23 protein-coding genes are annotated in these 20,664 nt (G+C 64.6%); 21 read left to right on the top strand and 2 right to left on the bottom strand.

Going from position 1 to position 20,664, the window contains the following annotated elements; translation table 11 throughout:
- Positions 1 to 8 precede the first annotated feature (8 nt).
- Positions 9 to 1,231 (bottom strand): IS3 family transposase gene (locus P5P27_RS11945; protein ID WP_085950748.1). Its coding sequence is split into 2 segments (ribosomal slippage): positions 9 to 925 and positions 925 to 1,231, totalling 1,224 coding nucleotides; the frame shifts between segments, so codons are not numbered across the junction.
- 555 nt (positions 1,232 to 1,786) lie between these two features.
- Between P5P27_RS11945 and P5P27_RS11940 the strand changes: the two genes are divergently transcribed.
- The 18 genes from P5P27_RS11940 (at position 1,787) to P5P27_RS11855 (ending at position 12,875) form a co-directional block, all read left to right on the top strand.
- Positions 1,787 to 1,969 (top strand): hypothetical protein, encoded by a 183-nt coding sequence (locus tag P5P27_RS11940; protein ID WP_278124137.1) that lies wholly within the window; start codon positions 1,787 to 1,789, stop codon positions 1,967 to 1,969.
- Positions 1,966 to 2,592: a DUF7341 domain-containing protein gene (locus P5P27_RS11935; RefSeq protein ID WP_278124136.1), complete on the top strand. Its 627-nt coding sequence runs from the start codon at positions 1,966 to 1,968 to the stop codon at positions 2,590 to 2,592. The genes P5P27_RS11940 and P5P27_RS11935 overlap by 4 nt, the downstream gene beginning before the upstream one ends.
- Before the next feature lie 377 nt (positions 2,593 to 2,969).
- Positions 2,970 to 3,113 (top strand): hypothetical protein, encoded by a 144-nt coding sequence (locus tag P5P27_RS11930; protein ID WP_278124134.1) that lies wholly within the window; start codon positions 2,970 to 2,972, stop codon positions 3,111 to 3,113.
- Positions 3,114 to 3,157: 44 nt separating this feature from the next.
- Complete coding sequence (locus P5P27_RS11925) at positions 3,158 to 3,652, top strand: helix-turn-helix domain-containing protein (protein ID WP_222111638.1); 495 nt, start codon at positions 3,158 to 3,160, stop codon at positions 3,650 to 3,652.
- Positions 3,645 to 4,901 (top strand): PBSX family phage terminase large subunit, encoded by a 1,257-nt coding sequence (locus P5P27_RS11920; protein ID WP_222111639.1) that lies wholly within the window; start codon positions 3,645 to 3,647, stop codon positions 4,899 to 4,901. The genes P5P27_RS11925 and P5P27_RS11920 overlap by 8 nt, the downstream gene beginning before the upstream one ends.
- Positions 4,898 to 6,481, top strand: coding sequence for a phage portal protein (locus tag P5P27_RS11915; protein WP_278124130.1), 1,584 nt, complete (start codon positions 4,898 to 4,900; stop codon positions 6,479 to 6,481). The genes P5P27_RS11920 and P5P27_RS11915 overlap by 4 nt, the downstream gene beginning before the upstream one ends.
- 9 nt (positions 6,482 to 6,490) lie before the next feature.
- Positions 6,491 to 7,582 carry a phage minor capsid protein gene (locus P5P27_RS11910; RefSeq protein WP_278124129.1) on the top strand — a complete coding sequence of 364 codons (1,092 nt, stop codon included), beginning with the start codon at positions 6,491 to 6,493 and terminating at the stop codon, positions 7,580 to 7,582.
- Positions 7,583 to 7,886: 304 nt separating this feature from the next.
- On the top strand, positions 7,887 to 8,390 hold the full coding sequence (locus P5P27_RS11905; protein ID WP_278124127.1) for a hypothetical protein: 504 nt from the start codon (positions 7,887 to 7,889) through the stop codon (positions 8,388 to 8,390).
- A gap of 51 nt (positions 8,391 to 8,441) precedes the next feature.
- Positions 8,442 to 9,422, top strand: coding sequence for a major capsid protein (locus P5P27_RS11900; RefSeq protein WP_278124125.1), 981 nt, complete (start codon positions 8,442 to 8,444; stop codon positions 9,420 to 9,422).
- Positions 9,422 to 9,601, top strand: a complete 180-nt coding sequence (locus P5P27_RS11895; RefSeq protein WP_222111644.1) for a hypothetical protein — start codon at positions 9,422 to 9,424, stop codon at positions 9,599 to 9,601. The genes P5P27_RS11900 and P5P27_RS11895 overlap by 1 nt, the downstream gene beginning before the upstream one ends.
- 83 nt (positions 9,602 to 9,684) lie before the next feature.
- Positions 9,685 to 10,098, top strand: a complete 414-nt coding sequence (locus P5P27_RS11890; RefSeq protein ID WP_278124124.1) for a head-tail connector protein — start codon at positions 9,685 to 9,687, stop codon at positions 10,096 to 10,098.
- A complete protein-coding gene (locus tag P5P27_RS11885) occupies positions 10,095 to 10,418 on the top strand; it encodes a hypothetical protein (RefSeq protein ID WP_278124123.1) in 324 nt (107 codons plus the stop codon). Before P5P27_RS11890 ends, P5P27_RS11885 begins: the two co-directional genes overlap by 4 nt.
- Positions 10,415 to 10,756 (top strand): hypothetical protein, encoded by a 342-nt coding sequence (locus P5P27_RS11880; RefSeq protein ID WP_278124122.1) that lies wholly within the window; start codon positions 10,415 to 10,417, stop codon positions 10,754 to 10,756. The genes P5P27_RS11885 and P5P27_RS11880 overlap by 4 nt, the downstream gene beginning before the upstream one ends.
- Positions 10,753 to 11,004 carry a hypothetical protein gene (locus P5P27_RS11875; RefSeq protein WP_278124121.1) on the top strand — a complete coding sequence of 84 codons (252 nt, stop codon included), beginning with the start codon at positions 10,753 to 10,755 and terminating at the stop codon, positions 11,002 to 11,004. Before P5P27_RS11880 ends, P5P27_RS11875 begins: the two co-directional genes overlap by 4 nt.
- Complete coding sequence (locus tag P5P27_RS11870) at positions 11,001 to 11,447, top strand: minor capsid protein (protein WP_278124120.1); 447 nt, start codon at positions 11,001 to 11,003, stop codon at positions 11,445 to 11,447. Before P5P27_RS11875 ends, P5P27_RS11870 begins: the two co-directional genes overlap by 4 nt.
- Positions 11,444 to 11,944: a phage tail tube protein gene (locus tag P5P27_RS11865; RefSeq protein WP_278124119.1), complete on the top strand. Its 501-nt coding sequence runs from the start codon at positions 11,444 to 11,446 to the stop codon at positions 11,942 to 11,944. Before P5P27_RS11870 ends, P5P27_RS11865 begins: the two co-directional genes overlap by 4 nt.
- Positions 11,945 to 11,979: 35 nt before the next feature.
- A complete protein-coding gene (locus P5P27_RS11860) occupies positions 11,980 to 12,543 on the top strand; it encodes a DUF7426 family protein (RefSeq protein WP_222111651.1) in 564 nt (187 codons plus the stop codon).
- A gap of 113 nt (positions 12,544 to 12,656) precedes the next feature.
- Positions 12,657 to 12,875 carry a hypothetical protein gene (locus P5P27_RS11855; RefSeq protein ID WP_222111652.1) on the top strand — a complete coding sequence of 73 codons (219 nt, stop codon included), beginning with the start codon at positions 12,657 to 12,659 and terminating at the stop codon, positions 12,873 to 12,875.
- Here the strand turns inward: P5P27_RS11855 and P5P27_RS11850 are convergent.
- Positions 12,872 to 13,201 (bottom strand): hypothetical protein, encoded by a 330-nt coding sequence (locus P5P27_RS11850; protein ID WP_222111653.1) that lies wholly within the window; start codon positions 13,199 to 13,201, stop codon positions 12,872 to 12,874. The two genes, P5P27_RS11855 and P5P27_RS11850, sit on opposite strands and share 4 nt — an antisense overlap.
- A 40-nt stretch (positions 13,202 to 13,241) precedes the next feature.
- On the opposite strand from P5P27_RS11850, the gene P5P27_RS11845 reads away from it, so the two are divergent.
- The 3 genes from P5P27_RS11845 to P5P27_RS11835 are packed head-to-tail and all read left to right on the top strand — an operon-like array spanning position 13,242 to position 20,625.
- Positions 13,242 to 18,281, top strand: coding sequence for a hypothetical protein (locus P5P27_RS11845; RefSeq protein ID WP_278124118.1), 5,040 nt, complete (start codon positions 13,242 to 13,244; stop codon positions 18,279 to 18,281).
- The gene (locus P5P27_RS11840; protein WP_278124117.1) at positions 18,281 to 19,075 is read left to right on the top strand and encodes a hypothetical protein; all 795 of its coding nucleotides are present in this window, start codon (positions 18,281 to 18,283) and stop codon (positions 19,073 to 19,075) included. The genes P5P27_RS11845 and P5P27_RS11840 overlap by 1 nt, the downstream gene beginning before the upstream one ends.
- A complete protein-coding gene (locus P5P27_RS11835; RefSeq protein ID WP_278124116.1) occupies positions 19,072 to 20,625 on the top strand; it encodes a Gp37-like protein in 1,554 nt (517 codons plus the stop codon). The genes P5P27_RS11840 and P5P27_RS11835 overlap by 4 nt, the downstream gene beginning before the upstream one ends.
- The last annotated feature ends 39 nt before the right edge of the window (positions 20,626 to 20,664 follow it).

The raw sequence follows: 20,664 nt of genomic DNA, 5'->3' as shown, positions 1-20,664 counted from the left end.
GTTTGTGATTACGCGGCTTTCTGCAGGCTATCGGATGTGTGAGCGTTTTCGTAGTCGGCAGGGCTGAGATAGTTGCAGTACGAGTGCCGGCGTCGGGTGTTGTAGCGGGTGATCCACCGGAACACCGCGAGCCTTGCCGCCCGGGGCGATTCCCAGCGGGCTGCGCCTTGCAGCGTTTCGCGTTTGAGTGTCGCATTGAACGACTCGGCCAGGGCATTGTCCGCGCTCGTGCCCACCGCTCCCATCGATTGCGCAACACCCAACTTCGCGCAGATCATCGCGAAACCCTTTGAGGTGTATTGACTTCCGCGATCGGCGTGGAACACTGCACCGGCAAGACCGCCGCGGGTCAGTGCTGCGGCACCTAAGGCATCTTCGACGAGTTCGGTACGCATGTGCTCGGCGATCGACCAGCCCACCAGGCGGCGGGAGAAGCAGTCGATCACCGTGGCCAAATACAAGAACTCATTGTCCCCGCATGGCAGATACGTGATGTCACCGACGTATCGGGTATTCGGTGCGATCGCGGTGAAATCACGGTTGAGCAGGTCCGGCGACGGAGTGTCGGCTGGTTCGGCGATGGTGGTGCGGTGTTTTCGGCGCAGTCGCAGGCCCTCGATGTTGTTGGCGCGCATGATCCGTGCGATCCGTTTGTGATTGATCCGCTGGTCGGCGGGTTGTCCGTGATTGATCTCGGCGGTGATCCGGGGCCGCCCGTAGGTGTTGTCCACCGTGTGGACGGCGCGGATCTTGTCGGCGAGTTCAGCGTCGGCTGCGGCCCGGGCGGCTCGTTTCTCGGCGGCGTTGATCCATGCGTAGTACGACGAGCGGGCGATATCGATGACCTGGCACAACCGCTTCACCGGGTAGGTGTCGGAGTGGTCTGCGACGAACTGGAAGCGGTTCACCAGTTCGTCTCTCCGGCGAAATATTTTGCCGCCGACCGCAGGATGTCTCGTTCGGTTTCGAGCTTGGTTTTCTCCGCGCGTAGGTGTGCGACCTCGGCGCGGAGCCTGGCGGCTTCCTGCTCGGGTGTCTCGCCGGTGCCGGGCCCCGGAGCGGTGGCGGCGGGTCTGCGGATCGGGATACCCGCATTTCTCAGCCATGTGGTCAGGGAGCCGTGGGATACGCCGAGATCGGCGGCGATCCCGGCTACGGTCGCGCCGCCGGTGTCGCGGTACAGCTCGACTGCGTCGCGGCGGAACTCTTCGGAGTAATTTTTCTTTGCCATCGGGTTAGATCTTCTCGCTTTCCCTGGTCCGAGACCAGGATCAAGCGTGTCCAACCCGCGGGGTCAAGGCCCGTACTCCCCGGGGAACACGGCGTACGGCAAACGTGGCGACGGGCGGAAGTTTCGAATCTGCATTGAGTGCAGGCGACGTCGGGGGAGGACCCGTGGATAACTTCTGGTGTTTTGTTTGCCATCGAGACGACCCGCCGCCACGACCGCACGGCTGTGGACCCGAATGCCACACCACCGACGCCGACCACGAGTTGGCCGACACCATCGCACGCGAAGGAGACCACGCATGACCGGAACCGACTCAGGGCGGTGGTCACATTTCGCCGACACCCTCGCGCCAGGCCCGATCGGAATCGGCGGGTTCTGGCTCGGATACGCAGTCGCATCCGATTGGCCCGCCACAACGACCGCTGTCGTAGCAGCTGTAGCCTTCACGTTCTGCCAGTTCGGCTACTGGCTCAACCAGCGGCGCATCGATACCGCCCGCAGTGTCGCAATCCACCACTTCTACGTGCACCCGAGAACAGAACGGGAGGACCACGCATGACCGCCAAGCTCACGGCACGTTCGTCTCGGGTTCGCGCGCGTGTGGCATCCCGCATCCACTACCACTGGACCTGCCTGTGCGGCACCACCCTCACCGGCCACGGCGATCACACCGAGTTCGTACAGCGAGTACTGGACCACACCGACCACTGCATCGAGAGCGACCAGGAGGACGCATGACCGACACCACCGAGCACGACCTGCCCGGCACCCGCCAAGCCTTCCGAGACGCCATCCACGCGTTGATCGGACGCACCCGCACGTTGATAGAACGCGACAACGGAGCCACCGAACCCGCATGGGGTGATCCGCTGTACACGCAGTTACGCGAGTACATCGCCGGAGCCCAAGGCACAGGCAACGGCTCACACGCCCGCTCCATGCCACCAGTCGTCCTCGACGCCGTCGACCTCTGCGACCAGATCGACCGCACCGTCCGAGACTGGGTATCACCCATCAACGTCACAGGGACCGTAGGAAGACTGGCATGGCTCGAAGAAACGCAGTTCAGACCGCAGGACGTACCGGCACTGAAAGCACGCACCGCGGACCTCACCTGGTGGGCCGCACGGGCCCGCGAACTCCTCGACCCACCACGACGCTGGACACTCCCGAACCCCTGCCCAGCATGCGGAACCGCCAAGGTGTACAGGCCAGACAGTGCAGGGGAGACCGTCAGACAACCCGCTCTGCAGATCGGCCGGCACGGATGCGAATGCCAGCACTGCCGCACCTTCTGGCCGCCGGAGCGGTTCGGCATCCTCGCCGGAGCCATCGGCGCGACACCAATCTCCAACGGGTGAATGACATCGATGTGATTCATCCGGTAGAGTGAGCGGCACGGCACAGTTGTCTCCACAGGACGACGGTGCCGTTTCGCGTTCCCGGACCCGGTCGCCCCGCCGATCCTCTGCTTTGGTGGGCCGCGGACCGAAACTACCGGGAACCTAGCCGCCACACGGCGGCCACCCCGACGCGCGACGGGCTGCTCGGCGTCGGGGGTCAAACGTCCCCGCCCGTGTTAGTCCCGCCACGTCATGCGAGTGACCGGGACGCAAGCCACGCCCACGACCCGACCTTTCACGGCGAGGCGCGAGCTGCACAACAGGGGAACAGCCCGCGACTCGACACCACACAAGGTGACGTTCGCGGGCACCCAACTTCCAAACGGGAGGCAGCAATGACCGGCCTCCACGCCTGGCTCACCCAGCAGATCACCGACGCCATCCGACCCATCACCGACGCCATCACCCGCGACACACTCGCCAGGCTGCGCATCGACATCACCATCCGACTCAGCATCGACGAGGACACACAGACCTGACGCCGCACGGCAGACGGTCGCCACCCGCACGGGAGGAAACCGCCATGCCACCAACCCAACCCTGGACAGACACCGAAGACGACCAACTCCGCAACCTGCACGCAGACGGCCTCAGCCTCACCGAAACCGCCAAACGCATGCACCGGTCCAAGTCCACCGTTAACCGAGCCGCCCGACGCCTCGGCCTCCACTGGGACCGCACCAAAACCGCCGCCGCGACCGCCGCCGTCATCGCCGACGGACGCACCCGCCGCGCCGCCCTCGAACAACGCTTCCTCGACGAAGCCGAAAAGTCCCTCGACCGCATGTGGACCGGCCACGAAATCGGGGCATTCGGCGGCATGGACGGCGAATACAAGCACGCCTACGTAGACGAACCCTCACCCGCCGACCGCAAAGCGATCATGCAAACCGCAGCATCCGCCAGCATGGCCGCCGCGAAACTCGCCGAACAGAACGCCGGCACCGAAGTCGACGCAGCCAAGGGCGCCCTGACCCGACTCAAGGTCGCATTGGAAACCGCGATCAACGATGACTGACTGGGGCTTCACCCCCAAGCAGCGCAACTCCATCGCCACCGCCACAGCAGACGCCAGCCTCCAGCAGATCAACCTGTGGCACGGCGCCATCCGCTCCGGGAAAACCATCGGCAGCTTGGTCCGGTTCCTGATGCAGATCGCCGAAGCCCCCACCTCGGGCGAGATCGTCCTCATCGGCCGCACCCGCGACACCCTGCACCGCAACGTCATCGCACCCATGCAAGACCCCGCCCTGTTCGGGGAATGGGCGCAGCACGTCCACTACAACCGCGGCGCACCCACAGCGACGATCCTCGGCCGCATGGTGCACGTCATCGGCTCATCGGATGCGCGCGCCGAGAACGTCATCCGCGGCTTAACGGTGTGCATCGCGTACGTCGACGAGGTGTCGCTCGCGTCAGAGGAGTTCTTCAACCAGCTGATGGGCCGCTGCTCGATCCCCGGGGCCTGGATCGGTGCCACCACCAACCCCGACGGGCCCGCGCACTGGCTGAAAACGCAGTGGATCGACCGAGCCGATGAGCGTGGGCACCGCGTGTTCCACTTCAGCCTCCGTGACAACGAGGCATATCTGCCCGACGGCCTCATCGCCGCCTACGAAGCCCAGTACACGGGCCTGTGGCGCAAACGCATGATCGACGGCGAATGGTCCCTGGCAGAGGGAGCGATCTACGGCATGTTCGACGACGACCTCCACATCGTCACCGACCTGCCCGACATGCAACGCATCCTCGCCCTCGGCGTCGACCACGGCGTCACAAACCCGACCGCCGGCATCCTCATCGGAGTCGGCGTCGACAACCGCCTGTACGCGATCGCCGAGTGGGCGCCAGGACCCGGCACCGATGCTGAACGATCCGCGTCCATGACACGATTCATGGCCGACCACGGCGCGCCGGACATGATTTTCGTCGATCCTGCCGCCGCAGGATTCCGAGGGCAGTTGATCGCTGACAAGGTGCCGTCAATCTACAAGGCCAGCAATTCCGTGCTGGACGGGATCGGCACCGTGTCATCGCTCCTTTCCTCGGGGCGACTGCTGATCCACGAGTCGTGCACCAACCTTCTGCGCGAACTCCCCGGCTACGTGTGGGACCCGAAAGCATCCGAGAAGGGCGAAGACGCCCCGATCAAACTCAACGACCACTGGTGCGATGCCCTGCGGTACGCGCTCCACTCGTCACGGATGGCGTGGCGACCATACCTGCCTGACCTACACACCACGATCCCGGAGGAGGTGGCCGCGTGAGCCTACCCGCCAACGACGCCCCATGGCCGCCGAAGCCCCACGATCTCGTTCTCGCCGCCTGCGCGGAACGACAGGTGTGGTGGGAAGGTGACCCTGAGAAGCTCGCCGGATTCTACGGCGGGAAGATGGGCGACGCGGCGGCGTTGGGCCGCGTACGGCGCACCTACCGGGCAGCGAAGGCCGCATGGTGGGGGAAGCAGCCGTCCGGGCAGGCGCAGCCGAAGAAGCTGCACGTGCCGGTCGCCGCCGACGTATGCCGAGTCGCCGCCAGTACGCTGTTCTCGTCACCGGTCATGTTCTCCGATCCGGGGGAGAACAAGAAGCTGACGGACCGCATCGACACCATCCTCAACACCCCCGAAACCTATTCGCGGATGCTCGTCGCTGCCGAGTCCGCCGCGGCCCTGTCCGGCGTGTACGGCAGGGTCGTGTGGGACGACCAAGTCGACGAACATACCTGGATCGACTGGGTCGACGCGGACCGGGCGATACCCGAGTTCCGGTGGGGGAAGCTCGCCGCCGTCACCTTCTGGACCGAACTGCAGTCCGACGACGACCGCACCGTGTGGCGGCACCTCGAACGCTACGACAAGGGCGTCATCGAGCACGGCCTGTACGTCGGGACTAAGGATCAGCTGGGGCGTCGTGTGGACCTCGCCTCCCACACTGCAACCCAGCACCTCACCGACACGGTCGCGCTCGGTATTCACGAGCTAGCTGCCCGATACATGCCGCACCACCGCCCCAACCCGCAATGGCGCAGCGAACCAGCGTTGAAGGACCTCGGGCGACCCGACCTGTCCACTGACGTCATCCACCTCATGGATGCCATCGACGAAACCTGGTCGTCGTGGATGAACGACCTCGCGATCGGGCGGGGCCGCATGTTCGTGTCCGAGAACATGCTCAACCAGCTCGGACCCGGGCGCGGCACTCAGTTCGAGATGGACCGCTCGGTGTTCTCACCGGTCGGGAACCCAGTCAACAACGACGGCGGCATGGGGTCCCTGTTGCAGGCGCAGCAGTTCGAGATCCGCATCGAGCAGCACGAAGCCACCTTCGACAGCCTGTTCCGCCGCATCATCTCTCGCACCGGATACTCGCCGTTGACGTTCGGGCTGCAGGACGAGGTCGCCGTCACCGCGACCGAGGTCGACGCTAAGGAGCGGGACACGAACGCTACCCGGTCCGCGCGCATCCGATTGTGGTCCGGACTCGCTGAGCTTGCCACCATTCAGCTCGCCTTGGATGCGGTCATCTTTCACACTGGTGCGATGCCGACTGAGACGATCACTGTCGAGTGGCCGGCGATGCATCAGCAGTCGGAGCGGCAGTTGGCGGAGACGGTGCAGTTGTGGGAGGGGGCGCGTGCGGCGTCGACGCAGACGAAGGTCGCGATGCTGCACCCGGAGTGGGATGAGCAGCGCGTCGACGACGAGGTCGCGGCGATCCTGGGGGAGCAGAACGCGCAGTTGCCGATCTCGATCACCGGACCAGACGAAACCACTCAGCCTGACGACGGACCTCTGGCGGACGATCCTGAGCCCGAGCCGGACAAGACCGACGAGCAGAAGAAGTAGGATGCTCGCATGACGCTGGCGTTCCTGCCGGACGACCATACCGTCCTCGCCCGCAAACTCGTCGAACTCTACGACGTCGCCGAAGCAGCACTACTCGAGTTGCTCGCCCATCGCGTACAGCAAGGTATCGAATCCCCGCAGTGGGCCGAACGCCAACTGCTTGAGGTGCAGCGGACCCGGCGTGAAGCGCAGAAACTCCTCGCGCAGCTCGAACGGAAGACAGAACCAGCCGTACAGACCGCGGTCGAGGGTGCCGCGAACCGTGGCCGCGCCACCGCGATCGCCCAAGTCGGCAAAGCAGCGACGCCGATCCCGTCAGCGCAGATCGGGAACCTCATCGACCCGTACAAGCTGACCGCACTCGCCGCCGACCTCACCGGCGTCACGACCCGCACGAACATGCAAATCCTCCGGTCGGTGGATGACATTCACCGCCGGATCATCGCCGACGTCACCGCCAAGGAGTTGGCCGGCGTCGGCACTCGGCAGCAGCTCGCGGACGAAGCGCTCCGCGAGTACGCGCGCCGCGGAATCACCGGCTTCATCGACCGCGCGGGCCGCCGGTGGGAGATGAGTAGCTACGTCGAGATGGCGTCACGGGCTGCGGCGATGAACGCCAGCATCGAAGGCCACGTGCAACAACTAGCATCCCAAGGGCACGATCTCGTAATCGTGTCGGACGTGCCGCAAGAGTGCGCCCAGTGTCGCCGATACGAGGGCCGCGTCCTGTCAATATGGGGGTCAGTCGCCGGATCGGTCACCGAGGACGGGAAGACGATCGCGGGGAGCCTGCAGCAGGCACGCGACAACGGCCTGTTCCATCCTGGCTGCCGCCACAGCATCGCCCTGTACGTGCCTGGTGTGACGCGATCGTTCGGTGAGACCGCGGACCCGCAAGGGGATCGCGATCGTCAGAAGCTGCGGGCGTTGGAGCGGCGGGTGCGGGCGGCGAAGCGTGAGGAGTTGGCGGCGATCACGCCGGAGGGGAAGCGGGTCGCACGCGCGAAGGTGAAGGCCGCGCAGAAGGACATCGCCAAGCATGTTGCGACCAGCACCGCGAAACGTCAGCGCAACCGAGAATCCATCACCGCCGCACGCTAGTGGTTCCGGCGGTACTCCTGATGCGCCTCACATGAAGCATTGAAGCAGGTAGGCCCCTCAGTGCGGTCGATGTACACCTCGCCTCCGAACGCTCGCTCGATCATCCGCTTCTCTCGAAGCGGTCGGCCGCAGGTCATGCAGTTACCGCCAGTGCGTCGCTCGTAGTTCTCTGCCATGGCGACACCGTAGAACTTCCCGCCCCACTAGGGCGAGGATCGGGCATCAAGCCCACACCATTTTTCATCCATCCGACCCGCACACCGCACGGTGGCGGGTCCAGTCCCGCATGGGCAGGAGAAACAACATGGCTGACGAAGCCACCGCAGACACCGCCGACGAGCTGCAGACCGGCGTCGATCCTGCACAGGATCAGACGACCGCCCAGCAGCCGGAGCAGGTCGATTGGGAAGCGAAGTACAAGGAGACCCTGGCGCACTCGCGTAAGCACGAGCAGCGCGCCAAAGAGAACGCCGCCGCAGCCAAGGAACTCGCCGACCGCAAGGCTGCCGAGATGACCGAGGTTGAGAAGGCGCAGGCCGCGCAGAAGGAGATCGCCGACCGCGCCGAGGCCGCCGAACGTCGCGCGGCACTCCTTCAGGCCGCCGTCGACCACGGACTCTCGAAGGATGACCTCGACCTCCTCGACGGCATCCCCGCCGACCAGATCGACGAACGCGCCAAGAAGCTCGCAGCCCGCATCACTGCCGCTGCACCCGCTGGTGCGTCCGGCACCGAGCATGGCGGCGGCAAGGGACCGACCAAGCCAAACACCCTCACCGGTGCGCTGTCCGCGCACCTGTCCAAGTAATCCCAGAACGTCCTCGCGTCCGCGAGGCGCACCCAACCCTAGGAGACCCCTATGGCACCCGTGACTCTCGCGGAAGCGAAGCGCAACACCCAGGAAGACTACGATCCGTTCGTCATCGACGAGTTCCGCAAGGTCTCGGCGCTGCTCGACGGCATGATCTTCGACGACGCCGTCAACCCCGCCGGCGGCGGAGCCACCCTCACCTACGGGTACCGGCGACTCGTCGACCAGGCATCGAGCGCGTTCCGCGAACTCAACAAGGAGTACACGGACCAGGCGGTCACCACCGTTCAGAAGTCGGTCAACCTGGCCGTCCTCGGTGGATCGTTCTCGATCGACCGCGTCATCGCCAAGCTCGGACCGGCCGCATCCGGCCAGATCGCACTGCACATCCAGCAGCTCGCCAAGGCTACCTCGGCGAAGTTCCAGGACGCCCTCATCAACGGCGACACCGCCACCGACGCCAACGGCTTCGACGGCCTCGACAAGGCGCTGACCGGCTCGGCGACCGAGATCACCTCGACCGCCGACTGGACCGACTTCGACACCGACCCGCGAGCCGAGCACAAGGCTCTCGACGTCATCGACGAGTTCCTGATGGCGCTCGACGGTGCGCCGACATTCCTCGTCGCCAACAAGCGTGCCCTCGCCCGCGTCCGCGCCGCAGTCCGCCGAAGCGGCCAGTACGTCAAGGACCCCGTCGAGGGCCTGATCGGCTCCGGCGGTCGCCCGATCGAGCGTGAAACCTACGGAGGCATCACCCTCATCGACGCCGGCGAGAAGGCCGGCACCTCCGATCCGGTGATCCCGATCGATTCGACGACCGGCACCACCGACATCTACGCGATCCGCGTCGGCCTCGACGGGTTCCACGCCGTCACGACCATGGGGTCGCAGGTCATTCAGACGTGGCTGCCGGACTTCTCGAACGCGGGCGCTGTGAAGCGTGGCGAGGTCGAGATGGGCCCCGTCGGCTGCGCACTGAAGGCGACCAAGGCCGCCGCAGTGCTGCGAGGAGTCAAGGTCTCCTGATGTTCACTGTCACCGCTCCCGTGAAGGGGTACAGCGGGGAATCGGTGTGCGGTGTCGTCTTCACCGACGGAACCGCCATCACCGACAACCCCGCAGCCCTGGCGTACTTTCGTCGCCGCGGCTACGACATCAGCGACGGAAAGCCAGCCCGCAAGCCGCGGGCGAAGTCGGATTCGTAGTCCCCTCCGATCGTCAGCCGGGCTGTGTGGCCCTCCCGCAGCCCGGCTGACACCCCACAACCGCATAGGAGCCTCCGCTGATGGTGCTGATCTACGCGACCGCCGCCGACATCGAAACATGGCTCGGCGAAACCCCGGACGCCGACAAGCCGATCGCACGGATGCTCCGGCAGGCATCAATCATGGTTGGCCGGGCCTGCCGCAACGACCTCTATGACGTCGACAGTGCAGGAAAACCCACCGACCCTGATCTCCTCGAGGCGATGCGCGACGCGACGTGCGCGCAAGTGGAGGTGTGGCTGTCGCTCGGGATTGACCCGGCGGGCGGCCTGGCTGCGATGGAACCACAGATCACCTCGACCAGTGTTGATGGCGGGTCGGTGTCGTACGACGCTGGCACATCGGTGCGCGCGAAGATCCGCGCCGCCGAAGCACTCTCACCCACCTCGTACTCGCTGCTGACCGCGGTCGGCCTTGCCGGACCCGAAGTCCAATGACCGACCCTCTCGCAATCTGGTGGACCATCCCAGTCACGGTGCGGCGCCTGCTCGGTTCCGGCCCATACGGCGACAGGTATGCCGACCCCACCGTCGAGTTGGGGCGGCTGTCCCGAAAGACCCGACTCGTCCGCAACGCGGCGGGGGAGGAGACTGTCGCCTCTGCACGCTGGTCCGGGCCCCTCGACACTCCGCCAATCCCGTCCGGTTCCCGCGTCACCCTCCCAGGCGAATCGCATGAGCGGACCGTGATCGCATCGGGCCGCAACGAAGCGATCCCGGGCGTCACCCCGAACCACTACCGAATCGAGATCGAATGACACTCGAATGGGATGGCGACAAGATCACCGCAGCCATCGAAGGGGGCGCCGAATCGGCACTCACGGTCGCCGGCGAAGTCCTCCTCGACGAGTCGAACCGCAGGGCACCTATCGAGACCGGGGCACTCATCCGGTCCGGTGTCGTCATCGCAGAGGGCACCGAAGCCGCCGTCGGATACACATCGGTGTACGCCGCCCGCCAGCACGAAGAGATTGGATGGTCCCACGACGCCGGACGGCAGGCCAAGTACCTCGAAACCGCACTCACAGGCAACGCTGACCGGCTCGAACATACCATCGCCACCCAACTTTCGAAGCACCTCGGAGGCAACTCGTGATCATCCGCCACAAAACCCCCGGATACACCGGACGCATCGTCATCGCCTGCCAGGAACTCAACTTCAAGAACGGTGTCGCCGAAGCCGAGGTGGACGCCGCGCAGGCCGCACGAATCCGCGTCCACGGCCACACCATGGAAACCGGTAAGAAGAAGCGGACTCCACGCCCTCCGACAACCCAGCAGGCGCCCGACATCAGCGACCCGACTGTTGAGATCACCGAGGAAGCGCCACCGGAGATCGGATGAGCACACCCACAGTCACTCGACTCCTCGACAGTCTCGCCCAGTATATGAACGATGCCGGTGTGGCGACCTTCGCCGCCGACGGCATATACCAGCCGACCGTCACAGCACCCGCCATCTACTTCGGGATGCTGCACGACAAACCTGATACCGCGGTCGCAATCAACCACTACGACACCGACCCAGATGTGTTCACGCACCAGCACAATCCGCTGATGCGAGTGCAGTTGCGGTGGCGCGGAGACCGAGACCCCCGCACCGTCCACCGGATCGCCGACAAAGGCTTCACAGCCTTGCACACCCTGACTCCCGGCCCCTGGCCGGGCGGGCTGCACCCCGCATGGGTGCAGCGCACCATCGTCGCCCCCATCGAAACCGACCAGAACGGCCGGTGGATGCGGTGCGACTCCTACGAAATCCGCCTCAACCCAGGAGTAACTCCATGACCACGCCCCTCCTTCCGCCCGACGGCAGCGCCCTCGACACCATCCCCGCCGGCCGCTACGCCTTCCAGGTCAACACCGGCACCACCGAGACGCCGACCTGGGTGTTCGTCAACGGACTCACCAACTTCGAACCGACCTACAAGCCGAAGCTCGAAGACGACACCGACATCACGAGCGACGGTTGGGAGTCGCAGGCCGTCACCGGAAACGCCCACTCCATCACCATCGAAGGCCTCGTCAAGGGCGAATCGGACCCGGACTTCGTGCCCGACCCCGGCATGCAGGTTCTCGTCGAAGCATCGAAGCAGACCGGCAAGGGTGCCCACATCCACGGACGCTACTGGCGGACCGACGAGATGTCGGAAGCTGTCGAGGCGCACTACGCCGTCGACTGCTCCCTCAAGGGGGGCAAGCCGACCGAGCTGCAGAAGTTCGGCGGCACCCTGACCGGTCGCGGCAAGCCGAAGGACATCACCAAGCCGACGACCACGCCGTAACCCACCACCGAGACTGAAATAGGAGGGCATTTCAGTTGTCTCACAATGCGTTCGCCGACCTGGCGGACTTCCACGACCCGGACCTGTATCTGACGATCCGCGGTAAGGAATACAGGATTCCGCAGCCGAACGCTTCAGTTGGGTTGAAGATCAGGCAGGCCTTCATGTCTAAGGTCATCTCGGATGCGACCGAACTCGAGTTCATTGCCGATATTCTCGGTGCCCATTGGGAGCCTGATGTGCAGACTGTCACTGTGCTCGACCCGATGACTGGTGAACCGGTCCTCGACGCTGACGGTAACCCGGTCGTCGAGGAGCAGGATCACGGAACCTGGGTTGGTGGCGTGTGGTCGCAGATGGATGCTGACGGTGTCGGCTGGGAAGAGTTGATGCACGCCGGCCGCACTGCGCTGATCGATGTCGGTATGGGTCGGTTGACGGCAGAGACGCACTGGCGGACGGGTTTGGTCGCGTCGCTGGATGGTGCGGGGTCGGAGGGAAACCCGTTGCCCGCCAAGCCGGAACCGAATCGGGCGGCTCGGCGGGCGAAGGCACCGGCCAAGAAGGCGGCGAAGCGGACCCAGAAGAAGACCACCTAGTCGAGGGTAGGTACGGCCTGTACGATCCGCGTCCTGGGGCGTACGGGTCTGATGATCCTGGGGGGACGGACTACAACCCTGTGACGGGTATTCGGGATCGGTACAACGCGGTGGTGCCTGTCGCGGAGCCGGTGATCCCGATGCGCGAGGTCACAGTCCGTGACGTTCTGTTGAATTGGCGGGCCGCCGAATGCGACCTGCACGAGGTGTTCGGGGTGGACGTCGAGGATCGGGTGTTGCTGCAGGAACGGTCGTGGCGATGGTTGGAGGTCCGGTTGAAGGATCTGATCAACCGGGGCCCTCGCCTCGGCCTCGCACTCAGGGCCGGTTAGCTGTAGGTCTCTTCGACTTTGCCGATGATGGCGCGTGCGGCGACCTGCGATCCGTCCATCCACGCGTCACACGTGAACGCGCGCTTCGTCACCGTGAACTCGGAACTGATGAAGGAGCCGGTCACCTTGAAGCGGTCGTCGCCATCGGGTTCGACCTTGACGTTCTTGAATGACGGACTGTTGTCGATGATCTTCGACGCCACCGACTTTTGGCACGCATCCTTGGCAGCGTCCTGCCAATAGTCATCGCTGCTCGGACCACCACATCCGGCGAGGCCGACAACGAGCACAGCCGCCGCGATCGCGGCAAACCCCATCTTCTTCATGCGCGGATCTTAGCCGTGCCATCTGACAGGAGGCCACGCCTTGGCACTGATCGTAGGACGCCTCGTCGCCCAACTCGGCTTGGACGACTCCGGTTTCACCGCCGGAATGGGTCGCGCCAAGACTGACATCGAGAAGACCAGTCAGGCGGCTGACAAGCTCGCCGACTCGTCGAAGTCTGCCGCGAAGGCTGTCGAGCAGATCGGTGACGGTGCCGCGAAGTCGCAGGGCCGAGCGCGGACCGAGACTGAACGCACCACCAAGGCGACCAACGACCTCGCCGAGTCAGCGAAACGCGCCGAGAAGGCGACCGAGCAAGCCGCAACCGGTGCCGCGACCGCACAAGGTCGGACCCGCACCGCAACCGACCAGACGACACAGTCCACGAACCGACTATCGGAGTCGGCACGGCGTGCACAGACCAGCGTCACCCAGGTAGGACAAGGCGCAGCCAGCGTCCGCACAGTCAAGGGTGCCGCAGACCAGGCGACCACCGCGACCAACGGACTCGCAGAAGCAGCGGGCCGCGCCAAGGCCGCCCTCGCCACCGTCGGCATCGGCGTCGGCATCGGCGCAACAATCAAGGCGATGACCGACTCCATCGGAGCCGCCCGCGCCCTCGGCGCACAGACGAACCAGATGAACGTCATCTTCGGCGACGGCAAAGCCAAGATCGAGGAATGGGGTCAGTCCGCCTCGACGACAATGCGCATGTCCCAGCGAGAAGCACAGGGGGCAGCCATCCAGTTCGCCACCTTCGGCCGCGCGATGGGCCTGTCAGGCGATCAGCTCGTGTCATTTTCGAAGGAGCAGTCCAAGCTGGCCGCAGACCTCGCAAGCTTCCAGGGCATCCCCGTCGCCGAGGCGATCCAGGCGATGGGATCAGCGTACGCGGGCGAGACCGAGACGATGCGACAGTACGGCGTCCTCATCGACGACAACACCCTCAAGCAGACCGCACTCGCGCACGGCATGGAGATCACCGGAGGCAACCTCACCCAGGTCCAGAAGAGCCAGGCGATCTACCTCGCGATGCAAGAGCAGCTCGCCTACGTCAACGGCGACGTCGAACGCTCCAACGGCAAGTTCGGTGCATCACTGAAGACTCTGACCGCCAACCTCGAAGAAACCCAGGCCGCCGTCGGCGAGAAGCTCATTCCCGTCGTGCAGCCGTTCATTGACCTCCTTTCGGGCCCAGGACTGGGGGCAGTGGAGGGCATAGCTTCGGCTGTCGGCGCAGCAGGATCAGCATTCAACAGCCTCCCCGGACCAATCCAGGCAGCACTGGGCAGTGTTGTTGCATTTCGTGTCGCGGCCCATTTCATGGGGGAACGCGTCCCGGTGGCGGGCAACCGCGTCGCGAACGCCCTCCGAGGAGTGACAGCCCAAACAACCGTCATGTCGGCGCAGGGACCAGTCCAAATGGGACGATTCGGGAGCTCGGTAGCAAATCTCGGTTCCCATGTCCCGATCCTGGCACGGATGCAGTCAGCGTTCGTCAACGCCGCGATCGGCGCTGAGCGGTTTCCCCGTGCAGCCGGTCTCGCCGCTGGTGCGATGACCGGAATGAAGGGCGCAGCATCAGGGCTCATCGGCGCGCTCGGAGGACCGTGGGGGCTCGCGATCGCAGGTGCCACCGCGGCTCTCGGATTGTGGATGCAGAAGAAGCAGGCGGACGCGCAGGCGTCGGAGGCAGCCAAAGCGCGCACGATGGAGTACGCCGACGCGCTGCGAGAATCCGGCGGCGCGATCGACTCGAACATCCGCAATATGGTTGCTAAGCAGATGGTCGAAAACGGCATGATTGACACTGCCGAGAAACTCGGTTTGTCGGAGCAGAAGTTGCTCGATGTCGTCACCCAAGGAAACGGTGCGGTCCGCGCTTTCATCCCAGAACTGAACTCTATGGCCGATGCTCATGGGGAAGGCCGCGACCAGTCAGCGAAGCTCGCCCTGCAGATGCTGAAGATGAGCAAGGAGATCGACGTCGCTCAGTCCAAAGCGATGCAGATGGCGAAGGCTACCGGCGATGTAAAGGTCAGCTTCGACGGGTCTTCGAGGTCCGCCGGAGCTATGTCGAAGGCGATGGTGGAGTTCTCGGAGTCCACCGACGGCGCGGCGTCGAAGGTCGACAAGCTGTCGAAGGCGCTCAACACTCTGCGCGATGACCGCCTCACTGAGGAAGAGGCTCTGCAGGCGTCCTCGTCAGCTATCAAGGACCTCGCCGAGGCGTGGGGCCAGGTCGATGCTGCTGCGGTCAAGGCCGACGGCTCGATCAATTTCGACACCCCAGATGCCATCGCGAAGTATGGCGCCCTTCAGGACAAGGTCGTCGATCTCGGCAAGACCTACGACCAGACCGCGGCTGCTGCGATGGAGCACGCCAGGGCCGAGAACATGGGGCCGGCCGAGGCGCTCGACTATGTGAGGTCGAAGGTAGATCCGCTCCGTCAGAGTCTGATCGATCAGGCGACCGCTGCCGGTGTCAGCGCTGAGGCCGCGGAGCGCATGGCCGATCGGTACCTCGGTGTGCCGAGCGAGATCCTGACGAAGCTCGACCTGCAGGGCACCGAGGCAGCCATCGCGAAGCTGAACCAGGTGCAGGTCAAGGGCGCACAGCCCGTCGAGGGCAAGTACACGCTGGTCGACAATACGCCCGCGGTGCGCGCGAAGCTCGACGAGATGAAGATCAAGTACTCGGTGATCGATGGCAAGCTCGTCATCTCCGACGAGGACGCCAAGAAGGCACAGGCCGCCCTCGAAACCCTCGGTGTGACCACCGAGACGCTCCCCGACGGCTTCGTGAAGATCACCGACACGAGTGACGCGAACATCGCCCGGCTGAAGGCGCTGGGCATCGAGGTCCAGCGGCTCCCAGACGGAACGATCGTCATCAACCCCGACGACGCCGAGTTCTGGCGGCGCGTGACCAAGGCGCAGGAAGACGGCCGGAAGAAGATCTACGTCGACATGATCCAGCGTGGAGCGTCCGACTGGGAGGCGGAGTTCCACGCGAACCTGGTCCAGAAGTCGCAGGAGCAGGGCCTTTCCAACGCGAACGGTTCGATCACGGAGTACGCGAGCGGTGGTGTGCGCCCCGCTGGCGTGCAGTCGATGCCCGACCAGGCCGTCATCGAGAAAGGCCGAGGCTCCGGGCTGGTGCGGTGGGCTGAGGGTGAAACCTGGTGGGAGTCCTACATCCCCGGGGCGCCGTCGAAGCGTCGCCGGTCCACGGCAATCCTGGACGAGACGGCTCGACGGTTTGGGTACGCACTGATGCCGGTCGATGCGATGCGCGGCGTCGTGGGGCTACTGCGGCGGGGTGGCTTCGCTAATCAGATTTCGGCGATTCTCAGCAAGCCAACTCCGTGGATATCCCAGTTCACCGGGCCTCGTGGACCGTCCACTGTGACCGCCTTCGCGAACGGCGGCGTCGCCGGCCGGGAGCCGTACGGTCTGCCTGCAGGTACCGATACCGGCGGGTACGGATCGTCCGGGAGCATCTTCCCGCAGTGGGTCCATGATCTCGAAGCGGCCTTCAATGTGAAGGCCTCGACGTATGCCGGCCACCAGGAGTCGTCGGGCCTCAACAAGGGAATCGACTGGTCCGGCAGCGTCGCCGACATGCAGCGGCTCGCCGAGTACTTCGTGTCACGCAAGTCCGACATGGAGCAGGTGATCTTCCAGAACCCGGAAACGGGGCAGCAGATCGGCGTTGCCGACGGTGAACTCGTCGGGCCGGGCACGTCGCAGCCTGGCTACTACCGCGACGACTGGGCGGAACACCAGAATCACGTCCACTCGCGGCAGAGCTACTCGATCCCCGCACCTGGGGCGGAAGGATCGACCGGTCAACAGATCCAGGACGTAACCCTGACGTCGTCGTCATCGCGTGACGATGTCGCCCGCAAGATCATCGCCGAGGGCCGCAAGCGCGGCTACACCGACGACCAGATCAAGGCTGTACTGGCGACCGCGATCCAGGAATCGAACCTCGATCCGAACGCGAATGGCGGGGGAGGCGCGTGGCACGGGATCTTCCAGCAGGACGAGTCCTACGAAGGTCGTGACGATCCGAACACGAACATCACGGGCTTCTACGACCGGCTGGATGAGAAGCGGGCAGCTGACCCTGACGCGGAAATCTACGACCAGATCTTCTGGCTGCAGCAGCGGCCGGGCGAGTCGTCGGCGGCGGAGGCTGTCGCTAACGGCCGCCAGGGTTACCTCACGGAGATCAAGAGCCAGGATGACGCAGCATCGAAGATGCTCGCCGAATTGGGGCCGAGTGTCGGAACCGGAACCGACAGCGGGTCCACCTCGGGGTCGAGTGTCGGGTCGCAGGTGTATGTCACCGGAGGCCATCTCGACAGTGTCGGCACCGGCTACACGCCGCCTGCAAGCACTCCGGATACCTCGGCATCGACGACGAGCACGGCCACAGATACCGGCCGCAAGAGACTGTTCACGCTTGGTGGCGGACGTATCTACAACGGGAATCCGGAGCAGCCTGACGTCGTCAAGCGTCTCCACGGCGGCACGATCCCGGGCACTGGGCGCGGCGACATCATCCCGATGATGGGCGAGCCCGGCGAAGAGGTCATCCGTCGAGATGTCGCGACACAGCCCGGAGTGCGGGCGGGACTGCAGCATCTCAACCGCACCGGCCGGTGGCCGGAGTTCCACGCGGACGGCGGCACGGTCGGCGGATTCACCTCCGGCTTCGGTGGCTACACCGATCCGGCGGTCGCCAAGGTCGGCATCCTCGACCACGCTCTCGGCTACTACCTCGAGCAGCTGTATCGACTCGGGGTCGCCGGGTACGGCGGGGCAGCGATGGCGGCGTCGGCGATCGGCACCGACGGCACCTTCCAAGGACTGTCCACGGGGAGCACATCGTTCCCGATCCTGGACGACATCGCGCAGAAACTCGACGAGGTCATCAAGGAAGGTCGCGTGGGGTCGATCGGAATCTACGTAGGAGAAGGAGGGCAGATCGTCGTGGAGGACATGGGGAAGCTCCGGCAAACCCAGGACAAGGCAGTCCAGGACGCCATGATGCGGTCGGCGGTGATGCGCTAATGGTCGACTACTACCTCATCGGCGTAGACGGAGACACCCGCATCGACCTATCCGACCCCGAATCACCGATCCGCCTCACGGTCGACCCGGAAGGACTCGACGGCCCCCCACACGATCCCGCCATGCAGGAGAACGTGAACCAGGGCGGTGCCTTCTACAAGGGGCAGCAGGACAAGCCGAACCAGATCAAGCTCCTGTACCGCTTCGGAGGCGGCATAGGCTTCGACTCCGACGAGCTGATGGAGGCGGCGATCACGTGGCGCCGATCCCTCGGAACCGGACGTGAACTCGCCGAATTCCATGTCGTCGACGATCAAGGCACCGACCGTTGGCAGTGGGTCCGAAACTCCGGATCATACGGTGGTCCAGCACCATCGAAGCTCCGGTCAGCCCAGTACGTCGGCAACGGCGGGGTGACACTTACCTCGGACTCGTCGTACTGGGAGTCCGAAGCCATCGACGTCCTCGATCCGACGACTGTCTCCAACGGTGGCGACTTCGCAGCATGGCCGCAGTGGGAAATCACCGGGCCTACTACCGGTTTGAAGATCGGCGTCGACGGGGAACAGATCGCTCTCGCCAACATCCCAGCAGGGAAGGTGTACACGATCGACACTGACCCGACTCTGCCGCGGATCATGCTCGACGGTGTAGACAACTGGGCGTCGGCAGCAGGCCGGCAATCGTTCCGTAAATCGGTCCCACCAGGGGAGACGGTGTCGGTCACGACCATCGGTTCGGCTGACAGTGTGCGCCTGGTTCTGCCGCAGCAGCATTGGGCGGCGATCGGATGACCATCATCCTCGGACCGCGCAGGCCGACCGAACCCGACACGAAACTGTTCGACATCGAGATCAACACCTCGAACACTGTCGACGTCAATGCGTGGCGACCATTCGGCGAGTACCAGCGCGCGAAGTTCCAGTGGGCGTGGGGTATCCCCGCCGTCGCCGAGGTTCAGATCGCCAAGACGCACCCGATGGCGGAACTCGTAATGCAGTGCCGACGCCGCATCGTGTCTGTCGTCGTCCACCACAACGGTCTCCGTTGGGACGGTCGCGTAATGGCCGCCCGCTACAAGGGGAGGCCAGGCCAGGAGATCGTCACAGTCTCCATGGTCAACAACCTGATCTGGCAGTCGTCGGCGCTCGCGTGGCCGCAACCACTGTTCCCGAGACCCGAGTTCCAGTTCCCGAAGCACGACATCGGATTCGGGCCATTGGATGGCGTCTACAAGTACTTTTCGGCGAAGAACTACACACGGATGTTGTCTCCGGTGTATGCGAAACTGCCGATCAAGTACGACGTGCCGAGCCTCCCTAACTTGAACAACGTCAGTTCGGTTGACAACCTCCTGGACTACATCGCGGACAGCACTGATGATTTGGTGGCGGTGTGGGCGCGGATGACTCCGCTCGATGAGCTACACAAGCATCACTTCTCAATCTCGGACCGCGCCCCAATCATCAACGCATACCGGCCCGGAATCGACCCCGACCCAGGCCAGGTGTTCAACGCCGACAGCCTCGGACACCTCGAGAACATCATCTCGTGGGAGGGGCTCGAACACTTCTTCTACTTCCTCAACCCCGGCAACATCCTCGGGTTGGCGAACCCGAACAACTGGCTGAAGGCAACGAAGCCCTGCTACGTGCTGGATACGGTCGAGAAGCGGGACCGCCGGCACATGGAGTGGCGCACCGACGGCGGCAACATTATCGACGTCGAACGGTACGTCACCCACCCCGAGGGATATCAGGCCATCGTCGGCGGCAAAGCGCCAGAGATCGCCAACAACCTCATCCAGATGGCAATCAACCTCCTCATCCAAGGAGCAATGTCCGCGCTGCAGATCGGCGGGGCCGCCCCCGTCGTAGGGGACTTGTTCAACGACATCTTCTTCGCCTACAACATGTTCTCCGATGAGGACCTGAAGGCCGAACTTGGGCGGCACGCGCTGCCGGAGCGGTTTGCTGATTCGACGTCGGCATTCTCGCTCGATGCGCTTGCTGCGGGCTCGTCGAAGTTGAAGGAGATCGGCGGCCAAGACACGTTGAAGCTGACTGTTCTGGCCGGCAATGCCGGGTACGAGCTGGGTGAGGATGACGGGTCAGGACGGCGGTTCAAGGTTGGCGACATCATGACGTTCACGGACACGGACTTCGGGACGAGTGTGGAGCAGTATGTGTCGGCGGCTGAGGTGGAGCATACGCCTGGTCAACAGAAGGTGACGACGGTGACGCTTGGCGACGATCTGAATCTACGGTCCGGTTGGGATCGGGTGGTCGAGAAGATCGGCATGGTCGCCGGCGGCATCAACGCCATCGCCAACAGCACGAGCTGAGTCTCAGCTCGGTTCATCATCAACCCCGCCATCAGCGGG

The organism is Gordonia sihwensis (assembly GCF_029632925.1).
GTDB lineage: Bacteria > Actinomycetota > Actinomycetes > Mycobacteriales > Mycobacteriaceae > Gordonia > Gordonia sihwensis.
Note: the sequence above shows the minus strand (reverse complement) of the source record. Positions and strands in the feature narration are given on the sequence as shown.